Origin of the sequence: uncultured Streptococcus sp., from assembly GCF_915066115.1 — a bacterium.
In the GTDB taxonomy this organism is placed as follows: Bacteria; Bacillota; Bacilli; order Lactobacillales; family Streptococcaceae; genus Streptococcus.
Genome location: NZ_CAJZDT010000038.1, coordinates 1 through 13,678 on the forward strand (window position 1 = coordinate 1; position 13,678 = coordinate 13,678).

16 protein-coding genes are annotated in these 13,678 nt (G+C 38.6%); 7 read left to right on the forward strand and 9 right to left on the reverse strand.

Annotated features, from left to right (window positions below; translation table 11 throughout):
* Positions 1-615 precede the first annotated feature (615 nt).
* Together QZ565_RS04065 and QZ565_RS04070 are read right to left on the reverse strand one after the other, a co-directional pair.
* A complete protein-coding gene (locus QZ565_RS04065; protein ID WP_049521281.1) occupies positions 616-819 on the reverse strand; it encodes a hypothetical protein in 204 nt (67 codons plus the stop codon).
* A gap of 294 nt (positions 820-1,113) precedes the next feature.
* A complete protein-coding gene (locus QZ565_RS04070; protein WP_049521282.1) occupies positions 1,114-1,320 on the reverse strand; it encodes a ComC/BlpC family leader-containing pheromone/bacteriocin in 207 nt (68 codons plus the stop codon).
* A gap of 289 nt (positions 1,321-1,609) precedes the next feature.
* Between QZ565_RS04070 and blpA the strand changes: the two genes are divergently transcribed.
* The 3 genes from blpA to blpC are packed head-to-tail and all read left to right on the forward strand — an operon-like array spanning position 1,610 to position 5,347.
* Positions 1,610-3,763 carry a peptide cleavage/export ABC transporter BlpA gene (gene blpA / locus QZ565_RS04075; RefSeq protein ID WP_295525992.1) on the forward strand — a complete coding sequence of 718 codons (2,154 nt, stop codon included), beginning with the start codon at positions 1,610-1,612 and terminating at the stop codon, positions 3,761-3,763.
* A gap of 10 nt (positions 3,764-3,773) precedes the next feature.
* On the forward strand, positions 3,774-5,135 hold the full coding sequence (locus QZ565_RS04080) for a bacteriocin secretion accessory protein (protein WP_049521284.1): 1,362 nt from the start codon (positions 3,774-3,776) through the stop codon (positions 5,133-5,135).
* Between the two features lie 56 nt (positions 5,136-5,191).
* Positions 5,192-5,347, forward strand: a complete 156-nt coding sequence (gene blpC, locus QZ565_RS04085; protein ID WP_049521285.1) for a quorum-sensing system pheromone BlpC — start codon at positions 5,192-5,194, stop codon at positions 5,345-5,347.
* Between the two features lie 44 nt (positions 5,348-5,391).
* On the opposite strand, the gene QZ565_RS04090 is transcribed toward blpC, so the two are convergent.
* Genes QZ565_RS04090 through QZ565_RS04100 form a run of 3 tightly spaced genes read right to left on the reverse strand, consistent with a single transcriptional unit; the run spans position 5,392 to position 7,826 of the window.
* Complete coding sequence (locus tag QZ565_RS04090) at positions 5,392-6,732, reverse strand: sensor histidine kinase (RefSeq protein ID WP_049533684.1); 1,341 nt, start codon at positions 6,730-6,732, stop codon at positions 5,392-5,394.
* A 13-nt stretch (positions 6,733-6,745) separates the two neighbouring features.
* Positions 6,746-7,483, reverse strand: a complete 738-nt coding sequence (locus QZ565_RS04095; RefSeq protein ID WP_295526000.1) for a response regulator transcription factor — start codon at positions 7,481-7,483, stop codon at positions 6,746-6,748.
* Between the two features lie 4 nt (positions 7,484-7,487).
* Positions 7,488-7,826 (reverse strand): LytTR family DNA-binding domain-containing protein, encoded by a 339-nt coding sequence (locus QZ565_RS04100; protein WP_049550805.1) that lies wholly within the window; start codon positions 7,824-7,826, stop codon positions 7,488-7,490.
* 276 nt (positions 7,827-8,102) lie between these two features.
* Here QZ565_RS04100 and QZ565_RS04105 point away from each other — a divergent pair, with 276 nt between their 5' ends.
* Positions 8,103-8,432 (forward strand): hypothetical protein, encoded by a 330-nt coding sequence (locus tag QZ565_RS04105; protein ID WP_004261043.1) that lies wholly within the window; start codon positions 8,103-8,105, stop codon positions 8,430-8,432.
* Positions 8,433-8,493: 61 nt separating this feature from the next.
* Here the strand turns inward: QZ565_RS04105 and QZ565_RS04110 are convergent, their stop codons facing one another.
* Both QZ565_RS04110 and QZ565_RS04115 read right to left on the reverse strand, forming a co-directional pair.
* Positions 8,494-9,543 (reverse strand): ABC transporter permease, encoded by a 1,050-nt coding sequence (locus tag QZ565_RS04110; protein WP_295526007.1) that lies wholly within the window; start codon positions 9,541-9,543, stop codon positions 8,494-8,496.
* A complete protein-coding gene (locus QZ565_RS04115) occupies positions 9,540-10,271 on the reverse strand; it encodes an ABC transporter ATP-binding protein (protein WP_000889955.1) in 732 nt (243 codons plus the stop codon). Before QZ565_RS04115 ends, QZ565_RS04110 begins: the two co-directional genes overlap by 4 nt.
* A 67-nt stretch (positions 10,272-10,338) precedes the next feature.
* On the opposite strand from QZ565_RS04115, the gene QZ565_RS04120 reads away from it, so the two are divergent.
* From QZ565_RS04120 to QZ565_RS04130, 3 genes are all read left to right on the forward strand, one after another.
* Positions 10,339-10,749: an HIT family protein gene (locus QZ565_RS04120; protein ID WP_295526013.1), complete on the forward strand. Its 411-nt coding sequence runs from the start codon at positions 10,339-10,341 to the stop codon at positions 10,747-10,749.
* 9 nt (positions 10,750-10,758) lie between these two features.
* Positions 10,759-11,046, forward strand: a complete 288-nt coding sequence (locus QZ565_RS04125; RefSeq protein ID WP_000777754.1) for a hypothetical protein — start codon at positions 10,759-10,761, stop codon at positions 11,044-11,046.
* A 61-nt stretch (positions 11,047-11,107) separates the two neighbouring features.
* Positions 11,108-11,785 carry a hypothetical protein gene (locus QZ565_RS04130; protein ID WP_080977203.1) on the forward strand — a complete coding sequence of 226 codons (678 nt, stop codon included), beginning with the start codon at positions 11,108-11,110 and terminating at the stop codon, positions 11,783-11,785.
* Between the two features lie 60 nt (positions 11,786-11,845).
* Here the strand turns inward: QZ565_RS04130 and dnaJ are convergent, their stop codons facing one another.
* Together dnaJ and QZ565_RS04140 are read right to left on the reverse strand one after the other, a co-directional pair.
* Positions 11,846-12,982 carry a molecular chaperone DnaJ gene (gene dnaJ / locus QZ565_RS04135; protein WP_001066308.1) on the reverse strand — a complete coding sequence of 379 codons (1,137 nt, stop codon included), beginning with the start codon at positions 12,980-12,982 and terminating at the stop codon, positions 11,846-11,848.
* Between the two features lie 198 nt (positions 12,983-13,180).
* A partial coding sequence (locus QZ565_RS04140; protein WP_295526018.1) for a DJ-1/PfpI family protein occupies positions 13,181-13,678 on the reverse strand: 498 nt, incomplete at its 5' end.

Here is a 13,678-nt window from a genome sequence, read left to right on the forward strand (position 1 = left end):
GATCAGATACAAGGTTAAAATGATAAATATTTTTCTCTTCATAAGATTTCCTCCTAAATGTATTCTTTATCTTAGTTTAGCTACAACCTTTACACTGCTAGTATAGCACTCATTTTGATTTTGAATCACTCAAATCATAAAAGGTCACCAAAACATCTTGAACAATAACAAGTTTTTCATCTATACAAAAATAGTTATACTCAACAACAATCAAACTAAAGAACTAAACACATATAGTTTAAAATACTTTTTGATATTTCAAACAATACTGACAAAGTTAATAATAAATCTGTGGTAGTATTTCTTACCTCTACCGCTTTCCAATTTTATAAGTGTATTAATTAAATAATGTATTAGAAAAAACGAACAAGACTGTGTTAATAACCTATCTTATTCGTTTAATTTATCAGACTTGTTCAGGAATTATTTGAAGCAAGATTAGCTGATTAGACAGTTAATTTTTAACGTTCCAACTAGCCATTAGTTTTTAGTTTTCACCTATTTAAATCAGCTAAAATAATCCTTAACAGAACCTGTATATTATAGTTCTGTAGATTCAACAAGATGCCGAACAAGTCGATTATTCAATTTTTTATAGAAGTTTACAATCACCTTTTAACATGGAACTGGAGGTGCAGGATTCCATGAACTTTTTGGAATGCATACTGGAGGAACATATGGACCAGGTTTTATCATCCCTCCGATACTCTTCAAAATCCCCCAGCCAATACATCCAACATCTCCAATAAAACAGTCATCTCCACCACTAATTGTCTCTAATTCTACTTCATTCAAAGCAATATAATCGTTTTTTTTCATCGTTATAATTCATTCCTTTCGTTTCACTCAAGGCACAACACAGAATGAAAAAGTGTTGTGCTCTTTATTTTGTTTTATAATAATAGTGAGAAAGCCTATCACTACTACAAATCACGGGGAGGTGAATAAGTGAGTGGTATAGCCACTACCTCGCATTTTTATAGGTGTCATTCTTTCCATCAAGCACAACTAACTGTGACTAGGAGCACGTAAACTTATATTGAATAAGCGACTCGTTTGCAAAGAACAGCTTCTATCCGTGCATAGGTCATTTACAATACAACACTATTATATCTATACATGAACACAGAACCACTGATGAGGATTTTTCCGGCATTGATTCGTAAAATCATCAATTGCTGCATCAACAACTCTACCTGCAACATAGCTGCCTACCCCTGTCCAAAACACAACATCGTCAACCCCAAATATTCCTCCCTCTATTCTATCAAGCATCTCAGTATCCATAATTGCAAATTGTGACATTGTTTTTGTATTCATGATGAATACCTCCTTTTTTTATTTTTAATTTTTGTCCTGTTGCAACTTTGACAAGTTTAGTATATCATTGTTTTTTAAAATTTTTCATCCAAATCTTGAATTGTCATCGAAACGTCTTAAATTAGCTTTTTTATTTAAAACCACCTCTAAAATTTTTTTAAAAGATAATTTCTAATCACTTTTTTACCATTCAGGAAGTTTCAATGACTATTCAAGATTTCATAAAATATGAACTTATTTTTATGGCATAATATACCTATCTACTATATGAAAATGAAAGGAATTGCCAATGACTTCTTATAAACGTACATTTGTTCCTCAAATAGATGCTAGAGACTGCGGTGTTGCTGCCTTAGCCTCGATTGCTAAATTCTATGGTTCAGATTTTTCTCTAGCTCACTTGAGAGAACTTGCAAAGACCAATAAAGAAGGGACGACTGCTCTTGGCATTGTAAAAGCCGCTGATGAAATGGGCTTTGAAACAAGACCTGTTCAAGCAGATAAAACTCTCTTTGACATGAGTGATGTCCCCTATCCATTTATCGTTCACGTTAACAAAGAAGGAAAACTCCAACATTACTATGTTGTCTATCAAACAAAGAAAGACTATCTGATTATTGGTGATCCTGATCCTTCTGTAAAAATCACCAAAATGTCAAAAGAACGCTTTTTCTCTGAATGGACTGGAGTAGCTATTTTTCTAGCTCCCAAACCCAGCTATCAACCCCATAAAGATAAAAAGAATGGTCTACTAAGCTTCCTTCCTCTGATTTTCAAACAAAAATCTCTCATTACTTACATTGTTCTCTCAAGCTTATTGGTCACTATTATCAATATAGGTGGTTCTTATTATCTCCAAGGAATCTTGGATGAATACATCCCAAATCAGATGAAATCAACTTTAGGAATCATCTCAGTTGGTCTAGTTATCACTTATATCCTCCAACAAGTCATGGGCTTCTCCAGAGATTATCTCCTAACTGTTCTGAGCCAGAGATTAAGTATTGATGTGATTTTATCCTATATTCGCCATATTTTTGAACTTCCTATGTCTTTCTTTGCGACACGTCGGACAGGAGAAATCATTTCACGGTTCACAGATGCTAACTCTATTATAGATGCCTTGGCTTCTACTATTCTCTCTCTTTTTCTGGATGTTTCCATTCTGATTCTTGTAGGGGGCGTCTTACTGGCACAAAACCCTAATCTCTTCCTTCTTTCTCTTATTTCCATTCCTATATACATGGTCATCATCTTTTCTTTTATGAAGCCTTTCGAAAAAATGAACCATGATGTCATGCAAAGTAATTCTATGGTTAGCTCTGCTATTATCGAAGATATCAACGGGATTGAAACTATAAAGTCGCTTACGAGTGAAGAAAATCGCTATCAAAATATAGACAGCGAATTTGTAGATTATCTGGAAAAATCCTTTAAGCTCAGTAAATATTCTATTTTACAAACGAGTTTAAAGCAGGGAACAAAATTAGTTCTAAATATCCTTATCCTATGGTTTGGCGCTCAATTAGTCATGTCGAGTAAAATTTCTATCGGTCAGCTGATTACCTTTAATACACTTCTTTCTTACTTTACAACTCCTATGGAAAATATTATCAACCTCCAAACCAAACTCCAATCTGCGAAGGTCGCTAATAACCGTTTAAACGAAGTCTATCTAGTCGAATCTGAGTTCCAAGCCCCAGAAAACCCTGTTCATTCACATTTTTTGATGGGCGATATTGAATTTGATAACCTTTCTTATAAGTATGGTTTTGGACGAGATACTTTAACAGATATTAATCTCACGATTAAACAAGGAGATAAGGTTAGCCTAGTTGGAGTTAGTGGTTCTGGTAAAACAACTTTAGCCAAAATGATTGTCAATTTCTTTGCACCCTACAAAGGACATATTTCCATCAATCATCAGGATATTAAAAACATTGATAAAAAAGTCTTGCGCCGTCATATTAATTACCTACCCCAACAAGCCTATATCTTTAATGGATCTATTTTGGAAAACTTAACCTTGGGCGGTAATAATATAATTAGCCAAGAAGATATTTTAAAAGCTTGTGAATTAGCTGAAATCCGTCAAGACATTGAAAGAATGCCTATGGGCTATCAAACTCAGCTCTCTGATGGAGCTGGTCTATCAGGAGGACAGAAGCAACGAATCGCCCTCGCTCGTGCTCTTTTAACTAAAGCTTCTGTTTTAATACTAGATGAAGCTACTAGCGGTCTTGATGTCTTGACTGAGAAAAAAGTTATAGATAATCTTATGTCCCTAACTGATAAAACCATTCTCTTTGTAGCCCATCGTCTCAGTATAGCCGAACGAACCAACCGTGTCATTGTTCTTGACCAGGGGAAAATCATTGAAGTTGGTAGTCACCAAGAGTTAATGCAGGAGCAAGGCTTCTACCATCATCTATTCAATAAATAAGGAGAATGTCATGAATCCTAATCTTTTTAGAAGCGTCGAGTTTTATCAGAGACGTTACCATAACTATGCGACAGTGTTAATTATACCTCTTTCATTACTGTTTACTTTCATCTTGATTTTCTCCCTTGTTGCCACAAAAGAAATTACTGTTACTTCCCAAGGAGAAATCACCCCTACAAGTGTCATTGCATCTATTCAGTCAACCAGTGATAATCCTATCCTTGCTAATCATTTAGTGGCAAATCAAGTAGTTGAAAAAGGTGACTTACTCATCAAATACTCTGAAACAATGGAAGAAAGTCAGAAAACTGCCTTAGAAACTCAATTACAAAGACTTGAGAAGCAAAAAGAAGGACTTGGAATTTTGAAACAAAGCTTAGAGAAAGCGACTGATCTTTTTTCTGGTGAGGATGAGTTTGGCTACCATAATACCTTTATGAATTTTACTAAACAATCCCATGATATTGAACTGGGTATTACAAAGACTAACACTGAGGTTTCAAATCAAGCTAATCTTGCCAATAGCAGTTCATCAGCCATCGAACAAGAAATTACAAAAGTTCAACAACAGATTGGAGAATATCAAGAGCTGAGAGATGCTATCATAAATAACAGAGCACGCTTACCAACTGGCAATCCACACCAGTCAATTTTGAATCGTTATCTTGTAGCCTCACAAGGACAAACACAAGGAACTGCAGAAGAGCCATTTTTATCTCAAATTAATCAAAGTATTGCAGGTCTTGAATCATCTATCGCAAGCCTCAAAATTCAGCAAGCTGGTATCGGAAGTGTAGCAACTTATGATAATAGTTTAGCAACCAAAATTGAAGTACTCCGCACTCAGTTTTTACAGACAGCTTCTCAGCAACAACTGACCGTGGAGAATCAATTAACAGAATTAAAAGTACAACTAGATCAAGCGACACAGCGCTTGGAAAATAATACTTTAACCTCTCCAAGTAAAGGAATCGTTCATCTGAACAGCGAATTTGAAGGTAAAAATAGAATTCCAACTGGTACAGAAATTGCTCAAATATTCCCTGTCATCACAGATACAAGAGAAGTACTAATCACTTACTACGTATCTTCTGACTATCTACCTCTACTAGATAAAGGACAAACTGTAAGATTAAAACTGGAGAAGATTGGAAATCACGGCATTACCATCATCGGTCAACTCCAGACAATTGATCAAACTCCTACCAGAACAGAGCAAGGTAATCTCTTTAAATTAACCGCTCTTGCAAAACTATCTAATGAGGATAGTAAACTCATCCAATATGGCTTACAAGGTCGCGTCACTAGTGTAACTGCAAAGAAAACATATTTTGATTATTTCAAAGATAAAATCTTAACCCATTCTGATTAATTTTCAGATAACACTCTATAACTATTTATTATCTTATAAAACAGGAGAATCATAACATGGATAAGAAACAAAACCTAACTTCATTTCAAGAACTAACAACTACCGAACTCAATCAAATTACAGGTGGAGGATGGTGGGAAGATATCTTATACGACCTTAATATAATTAAGCGTAACAATACGAAAGGACTTCATCATCCAATACAACTATAAAAAATAAGACCGAGTAACAAGAACTCTCGGTCTTATTTTTTTCATCATTCTGTAGGTATCATAGTAAGCACCTGACGAAAAACTTGATCTTGACAGGTGGTATTGAGACTGGTATTGGGATGACTTTCCACAATTTTCATGACGGTATAGAGCCCAACACCTCGGTCCTCTCCTTTAGAACTAACTCCAAAAGAGAAGATTTCAGAAACATCTATACCCTCTTCTCTGATGGAATTTTCGATGATAAAGGTCTCCTGTGCTCCATTTTTTAAAAAGGCGATTGAAACATGAGGTTGACTGGCCTCTGCACTGGCTTCAATAGCATTGTCACAAAGGATAGACACAATGGTTAGAAAATCAAGCAAACTCATCCCCTCTACCTGAATCTCCTCAGGAACTTCGACATTAAAGACTATGTTCTTATCTCTGGCTTTTAGAAATTTCCCTGCTAGAAGACTTTTGAGGGATTTATCACGAATATTCACCAATCGACCAAGGTCATATTTATTGTCCTGCAATTTCTGACTGGAATCCTTTAAGACGGAGCCATAGACCTCTTTTATCTGCTCCATATCCTCCTCTTCAATGCCCAGACGTAAGCTGGTCAAGAGGTTGGTGTAGTCATGGCGAAAGCTCCGGACTTCCTTGTAAAGTTCCTCTATATGTCGACTATAGCGTTCCATATCTCTGTAGCGCAAGGTCTGCTCTTGGTCCAGTCTCTCACGGAGTTTGTCCTTCAAATAGGTATCCAATTTCTTGATAACCCCCATAAAAAAGAGGAGGTAAAACACTAGGATGAGATAGCGAACAGTCTTTGATTGAATACCTTGCTCATATTCAAAGTAAGACAGAGTTTGTATCACCAAATAGTAAGCCCCCATTATCCAGTTAATTTTAGTCAGGGACTTTTGAAAACCTGTATCAAGAATCTCCCTTCTCAAGCTAGTGAAATCATAGTCCAACCATTTCAAAAAGGCTAGAGAAATGAAGAAATTGAAAATTATTATACACAACCAAATCAAAGAGTAATCATCATGTACTTGCCCTTGTCCCAAAAATGGAAGCACAAAATAAGAAAGACCTCTATAAAAGAGATTCACCAATATCATTGGAAAGAGACCATAAAAGAAAAGGAGTTTTTTAGGAAACCCTCTTAACAGTAAGAAAGACAAGCCTATGCCGTACAAGGGGTTCGTGAAATAAGATAGGTAAGTATTTCCTACTATATAGCTAATCATTACAAAAACAACGGCCAACAGTATCCTAAAAAGAAAGGCCTTAAAAATCCTCTCAAAAGTGAGACCAATTCCATCTACCTTAAAGAAAATGACAATTTCTAGCCCATTAGTAATAAGTGTATATAATAATATCCAAGCAATATTCATAAATTCTCCTAGCTCAGTGTAAGTTATTAATAGCTTCAGACACTTCTCTGACCTTATAACGCGCGATCAAACAACTTCCACCATTGGGAAAGAAAAGCAGTTTTTCTTTCTTATCCAAATGCATCACATTGGCTGGATTGATGAGAAAAGAGCGGTGGCACTGCAAGAGACGAGGCTCCTGCTTGAAAACCTCCTCTAAACTCGCTGTAAATTCCAGCCTGTCTGTCTTGGTATAGAGAATAACACGATGGGCTCTGGGCGATGTTTCGAGATAGTAAACATCTTTAAAAGGATACTGGAATTGGGCAAATTTTGATTTAAAATAAAAGCAATCTTCCGCCAGACTTTTACTATCTTGACTATTGGCATAGAGAAGGGCTGTTTCGATCCGAGACTCAAACTCCTCTGCCGAAAGGGCCTTATCAATGTAGTCCAAAGCAGACACTTGGTAGCGAAAGGAGAGGGGCATAAACTCCGAGTGAGTCGTCACAAAGACGATTAAGGCATAAGGATCCCTATCCCGAATCTTTCTAGCCACTTCCAGACCCTTCATCTCTTCATTTCGAATCTCAATGTCCAAAAAGAATAGCTGATGTGCTCCCTTCTCATGCACCTCTGCCAGCAGTTGGTCTGGCTTGCCAAAGACCTCAAAAGAGCTGGGAGTGATATGATGTGCTTTCAAAAGTTTCTCAATCGTCGTTTCAATCCTAGTCTGCTGGGAAAAATCATCTTCTAAAACAAATATTCTCATCTTTTTACTCTCCCTCTTTCAACCATTTTTGACGAATTTCTCTATAGCGACGTCTGGAATACTTGACAGCGTATTGACTTTCTTCTCCAAGAAAAAGGATTCTTTCTTGAAAATCAATCGATTTTACTTTATCAAGATTGACCAAACAATTTCGATGACATCTCATCAAGGTTTCCCCATATTGGTTCTCAAGATTACTTAAATTTTGAACCATATTAAAACTAGCTTCTTCTGTAACAATCTGTACGGTATGTGCTTTAGTTGGATGCATTTGGATATAGTAGATATCGTCGACGTTTACTTTATAGACTGTTTTCTGTGTCTGAATAATCATATGTTTCATTGGATTCTCCTCCTAAGAAAAGAATAACAGAAAAGGTCTAGCACAAGCACACCCAATCCTAAACAGTCTTTGAAAGCTCCTAAAAGGATTATTTTTCTACAACATCATGATGAGGTTACAACTATTTTATCATAAAATCTACTCATTGCCATTCAAGACATTTCAAGAACAATTAAAGATTTGAAGGCGAAAAAGGAGATAAAAGTGATAGACTGACAGTATCAAAATACAATTGCTATAATCAAAACTAGCACCCAGATTAGAGGAGGAATTCTCATGACAGATACAGACCCCATCAAAAGAGCTCAGACTTTGATTACGGATTTAAACAAAGCCTACCAAGCATGCAAACAGGCAACCGCTGACGACGTCCGCTTTCAGGAGCAATTAAACTCTATTCTTGGTTTTTTAGCCAAGGCTGAGACAGTGGATAATCGAGTCTTGATTGAACTGGAAAAATTTTACCAGACTTCCAGTCTTCTCATGGGACTCAGCGCTCTTGATCCAGATGCTCCTACTCGCGCCGCTTGGCGGGCCTATGACCGCTTCCACTTTGACCAAGTCAAGACAAAGTTGAGCCTCTACGGTCCAACCATTATCTTGTAGAAAATAAAAGAAGTTGAGACAAACTGAACTCAACTTCTTTTTAGTGCCATATAAGCAAGTTTTAATCCTGCATCTGACGTTTTACCTGATAAGGCAAATACAAGACTTGTAAAACCAAACCTGTACCCAGCAAGGCTAGAAGGGCTAGTTTTTCTTGGAAGGTAATCAACCCAACAACTAATTCCACAAGTAAAACAAAACTGGTCAATCCTCGGACTACCGCCTGCAAGCCTTTTTCCTTTTGCCCCTTGTCCAGTGGAAAGAGTTGGGTCAAATACTGGTAGTCAAAGGCGTGATAGAGGGCCAGCAACTGGAAGAGCAAGAGGTAGTTAAAGAGAACTACCACTGCTGTCGCAATCCAAGCTTGCTCGATAAAGACCTGCGCCAACAAAGAAAGCAAGAGAAGACGGAGACTGAGCGCAAAGAGGTCTCCATTTCGCAGATAAGAACGCAGATAGAGATTTTGCCAAATCTTTCCCGGTACCTTCTGAACAACCTTTAGGATAAAGTCCAGATAGGCACGACGCTTGACGCTGTTTGAAATTCCCTTTACCTGCGTAAAGAGGGCAAAGAAACGAAGCAAGACTTGCTTACGCTTGCTTTCTTGGGAAATGACATAGTCCCAGTCCAGTCCAGTTTCCGTGAAAAATTTGCTGGCCTTTTGACGAAAGAGGAAATATTTACCTACTCCCAATAAAAGCACATAGACCAGAAAAACAGGCAAGCCATAGCCCATTACTAAAAATAAAGGCGCAAATAATAGCAAGAAAAGGGTCTGGACAAAGAGCCAAAAGGCTAGAGAAATGCCAGTTTGACGCTTGAGATGGAATTTGATTTTCTCTTCTCCAACCAAGAGAAAGAGCTTGTCTGGAGCCTCCATATAGGTGGCAATTCCACCCCAAAGCAACAGTAAAACAGAGGTAATTCCTACAAACAAAAGGATAGGCCAATGATTTTCAGGAAAATGTTGTAAGAGTTGACTGTACTGGTAGGCTAGAAATCCCAGCAGAACAAGCAGGAACAAGACAAAGTGGTCATTGAGAACATAGCGCAGATAACCAAGACACTCCTTACGAAAAGCCTGCTTTCTCTTTAAAAACAAGTCTTTCATAGCTCCTCCTCTTTGGTCAGAGCCAAGTAAATATCATTCAAACTAGCCTCAGGCATATCAAAGGCTTCGCGCAGTTGCAGGAGATTCCCCTTGGCACGCACCTCTCCCTTGTGAAGAATGATAAAGGCATCACACATCTTCTCCGCTGAATCCAGCACGTGGGTACTCATGAGAATGGACTTGCCCTTTTGCTTTTCCACTTCCAAAAGCTGAATCAAGTCTGCAATAGCCAGCGGATCGAGCCCAAGGAAAGGCTCATCCACGATGAAAAGACTCGGATCCACCACAAAAGCACAGATAATCATGACCTTCTGCTTCATCCCTTTTGAAAAATGAACAGGGAACCAATCTAATTTCTGATCCAGACGGAACATTTTTAACAAAGGCTCCACTCTCTCAAAAGCCACTTTCTGCTCAATACCATAAGCCATAGCAACCGTTTCGATATGCTCTCTAAGGGTCAATTCCTCATACAGGCTAGGCGTCTCAGGAATGTAGCCAATCTGCTTGCGGTAGCTCGTTGCATCTTCTTGCAGGGTCAGACCATTGATATTGATAGAACCGCTATAAGGTGTCAACAGACCGATAATTTCATTAATTGTCGTTGATTTCCCAGCGCCATTGAGACCAATCAAACCAACTAACTGCCCACTTTCAACAGTAAAGGACACATCTTTCAAGACAGGGACATGAACATAGCCACCTGTCAGGTTTTTAATTTCCAACATATTTTCTCCAAATCTGGTATAATGTAGCTATATTATATCAAAATTCAATACAGTAGAGGTAGATTTTATGTCAGATTGCATTTTTTGTAAAATCATTGCAGGGGAAATTCCTGCTTCAAAAGTATATGAAGATGAGCAGGTTCTTGCCTTTCTTGATATCTCTCAAGCGACACCAGGACACACCTTAGTCGTGCCAAAGGAACACTATCGCAATCTTTTAGAAATGGATGCTACTAGCGCCATCCAACTCTTTGCCCAAGTACCAAAAGTAGCTCAAAAAGTCATGAAAGCTACCAAGGCTGCTGGTATGAATATCATTGCTAACTGTGAAGAAGTCGCTGGGCAAACCGTCTTTCATACCCACGTTCACCTCGTGCCTCGCTACAGTGCGGACGATGACCTCAAGATTGATTTTATCGCCCACGAACCAGACTTTGACAAACTTGCTCAAGTCGCTGAAACCATCAAAAATGCCTAAGGAGTTGCCATGAAATTATCCAACCTACTGCTATTTGCAGGAGCTGCAGCCGGAAGTTATCTGGTCACAAAAAATCGCCAAACCATCACAGATGAAGTCTTGAATACCACTGACCGCGTTCAAGCTATCAAGGACGATGTAGATATTATCCAAAACAGCTTGCAAATCATCGACCAGCAAAAAGAACTCATCAAAGAATACCAAGAAGACCTGACTTACAAGTTTAAGGTCTTGGAAAAGGATATCCAGACTAGACTAGCTGTGATTAAAGAAACACAGGAAATCGAAGATAAGTAAAAAGAGCCATGAACTTTCCTTAAATCTATTTTAGGTTGTCAGGGTCAAACAAAAAAGAGGAATGAAAATGAAACAGTTTTTTAAAATTCTGGCACAGATCATCCTAATCCCTTGTGGTTGCCTTAGCCTTCTTGCGGTCCTAGCATTTCTAGTACTGTTTTTTGCCTTCAGAGCCTCACCGATTGACATTCACAAGGGAAATAACGCCCTCAAACAAATCTTTACCTCCCTTGACATGCCTCCTAAGAAAGTAAAATCAAATGGAAGATATAAATACGAGGGTGGGGGCTTAAATTTTTATGTTACTTTCTCAGATGAGGTCATCAATAGCCATCCCGTCTTAAAAGAAAGTCCAAATCTCACCAAAAACCAACTCGAAGTCTATGTCCTACAGACTGGAGATATCTCCTACTATAAAGTAGGGGATAACTTGTTCAATCATGGTTTATTGCAATTTTTAAAGAAGGAAAGTAGGAATTATTTACAAGAAATCGGAAAGAAACCAAATCCTGATTACTCAGTTCTATATTGGAAGGATCAGGAAAGTCTAAAAAAGGGAATTGCATTCTATGAAAAAGCCTTGACTTTAGTGGATATTCAGGATAACTCTGCAATCAACCATATTGATACCGTTACCATTAAGCCTGGTAAAGAAGCGGAAATCAAGCAACTCATCCAAGATATGGATGCAGCTGGCTTGCTCAAGCAAAGGTCTGATAGAAAATCAGCCGATGAGTGATTGTTCCAATGCTAACATTACAAAGAATAAAGTAAAAAGAGCCCAACGGCTCTTTTTGTGTTATTCTCCTTCAAAGGCATCTTTAATATGGTCAAAGAAGCCTTTTTTCTTTGGATTGACTTTTAAATCACCTGCAGCTGCGAATTCTTTCAAGGCTGCTTTTTGGCGGTCATTCAAGCCTGTCGGTGTTACAACATTGACAGTAACGTATTGGTCACCAACCGCACCGCCACGAAGGCTCGGAGCTCCCTTACCACGTAGACGGAATTTCTTACCAGTCTGAGTTCCCTCTGGGATAACCAATTCAACATCACCATGAACAGTTGGGATATCTACTGTGTCACCAAGAGCTGCTTGGACAAAGTTGAGGTTGAGATTGTAGAAGATAGTCGTTCCTTCACGTTCAAACTTGTCGCTGGCTTCCACAGAAACCACTACGTACAAGTCACCGTATGGTCCACCGTTAAAGCCTGCTTCACCTTGGCCTGCTAGGCGAATTTGTTGACCAGTTTCCACACCAGCAGGGATTTTTACATGTACGCTATGCGCTTGTTTTTCATGCCCTGTTCCGTGACATGTTGTACATGGATCTTTGATTTCTTTTCCGCGACCATGACAGACATCACAGGTTACTTGGCGACGCATCATACCAAGCGGAGTCTGCGTATCGACGTTAATGACACCAGCGCCATGACAGCGTCCACAAGTGACTGGACTTGTTCCTGGCTTAGCACCTGAGCCATTACATGTACTACAGCTTGCTTCACGGTTATATTTGACTTCTTTTTCAGCTCCAAAAATAGCTTCTTCAAAGGTCAAATTGACACGATACTGGAGATCATCCCCCTGACGAGGAGCATTTGGATTACGCGAAGCACCACCACCGCCAAAGAAACTTGAGAAAATATCCTCAAAACCACCGAAGCCACCTGCCCCGTCAAAGCCGCCGAAACCGCCAGCACCACCAAAACCACCATTGGCACCCGCAGCACCATATTGGTCATAGGCAGCACGTTTTTGGTCGTCACTCAAAGTCTCATAGGCTTCTTGAACTTCCTTGTACTTTTCCTCAGCACCAGGCTCCTTGTTGATATCTGGGTGATATTTTTTAGAAAGCTTACGATAAGCCTTTTTGATCTCGTCTGCCGAAGCGTTTTTTGACACCCCCAGACGATCATAAAATTCAGTATTGTTCATACAAGATACCAAGACCGTAAAATTCGACTGAAAAATAGGAAATCTGACGCTGGAGCGATGCTCCTAGACAGATTTCTCTTTTTTCCGAGAATTTAGGTCGGGTTCAATTCCTTTCTATTATATTGAGTAAGAAATTTGGGAACCCGTGTTCAATTCCCTGAACACCCTTGTTCCTTTCTATAATTTTCATGTAAATCTTTAGAGGCTGTTTTCTATACTCTGCTTCACTTGATTAAACTCTTCATCTGATAGAGTAAATATCAAATCCTCTTCAGCATACTCGTTCTGTTCTTTAAAATAGTTGTCCGTATTCTCTGCCAACCCTAAACCGAAAATAACTTTTCTTGCAAACTCTTGATGTGCAAAACCGATAGCCGTAATGATTTGTTTATCTTGGACAAGAACTTTCAGTTGAAAATTCTCACGTGGAAGAAATTCAAAATAGTCAAAGAAGTTTTGCCAAATTCCACCTGTAAATTTCGTGTCGTTCAACAAGCCTGCTTTCGCCAATAAAAGGGGCGCTGAAGAAATAGCTGCAATTAGGATATCTTGCTCATTAAGACTTCTCAAAAACGAGATCAATTTCTCATCTTGTAGAGCAGGACCTATATTTACCATTCCTGGCAAAATCACACAAGAATACTCTTCTATACGGATTTGATTCAATGTTTTCGTCGGTTGACAGGGCAAACCATC

What these genes read in the sequence shown, in the direction of transcription:
- QZ565_RS04130 (WP_080977203.1), top strand. Translation starts at nt 11,108, where the DNA reads ATGAAAATGAAACAGTTTTTTAAAATTCTGGCACAGATCATCCTAATC.
- QZ565_RS04095 (WP_295526000.1), bottom strand. Translation starts at nt 7,483, where the DNA reads ATGAGAATATTTGTTTTAGAAGATGATTTTTCCCAGCAGACTAGGATT.
- QZ565_RS04115 (WP_000889955.1), bottom strand. Translation starts at nt 10,271, where the DNA reads ATGTTGGAAATTAAAAACCTGACAGGTGGCTATGTTCATGTCCCTGTC.
- QZ565_RS04065 (WP_049521281.1), bottom strand. Translation starts at nt 819, where the DNA reads ATGAAAAAAAACGATTATATTGCTTTGAATGAAGTAGAATTAGAGACA.
- QZ565_RS04090 (WP_049533684.1), bottom strand. Translation starts at nt 6,732, where the DNA reads ATGAATATTGCTTGGATATTATTATATACACTTATTACTAATGGGCTA.
- QZ565_RS04070 (WP_049521282.1), bottom strand. Translation starts at nt 1,320, where the DNA reads ATGAATACAAAAACAATGTCACAATTTGCAATTATGGATACTGAGATG.
- blpA (WP_295525992.1), top strand. Translation starts at nt 1,610, where the DNA reads ATGACTTCTTATAAACGTACATTTGTTCCTCAAATAGATGCTAGAGAC.
- QZ565_RS04110 (WP_295526007.1), bottom strand. Translation starts at nt 9,543, where the DNA reads ATGAAAGACTTGTTTTTAAAGAGAAAGCAGGCTTTTCGTAAGGAGTGT.
- QZ565_RS04080 (WP_049521284.1), top strand. Translation starts at nt 3,774, where the DNA reads ATGAATCCTAATCTTTTTAGAAGCGTCGAGTTTTATCAGAGACGTTAC.
- QZ565_RS04100 (WP_049550805.1), bottom strand. Translation starts at nt 7,826, where the DNA reads ATGAAACATATGATTATTCAGACACAGAAAACAGTCTATAAAGTAAAC.
- QZ565_RS04120 (WP_295526013.1), top strand. Translation starts at nt 10,339, where the DNA reads ATGTCAGATTGCATTTTTTGTAAAATCATTGCAGGGGAAATTCCTGCT.
- QZ565_RS04125 (WP_000777754.1), top strand. Translation starts at nt 10,759, where the DNA reads ATGAAATTATCCAACCTACTGCTATTTGCAGGAGCTGCAGCCGGAAGT.
- dnaJ (WP_001066308.1), bottom strand. Translation starts at nt 12,982, where the DNA reads ATGAACAATACTGAATTTTATGATCGTCTGGGGGTGTCAAAAAACGCT.
- QZ565_RS04105 (WP_004261043.1), top strand. Translation starts at nt 8,103, where the DNA reads ATGACAGATACAGACCCCATCAAAAGAGCTCAGACTTTGATTACGGAT.
- blpC (WP_049521285.1), top strand. Translation starts at nt 5,192, where the DNA reads ATGGATAAGAAACAAAACCTAACTTCATTTCAAGAACTAACAACTACC.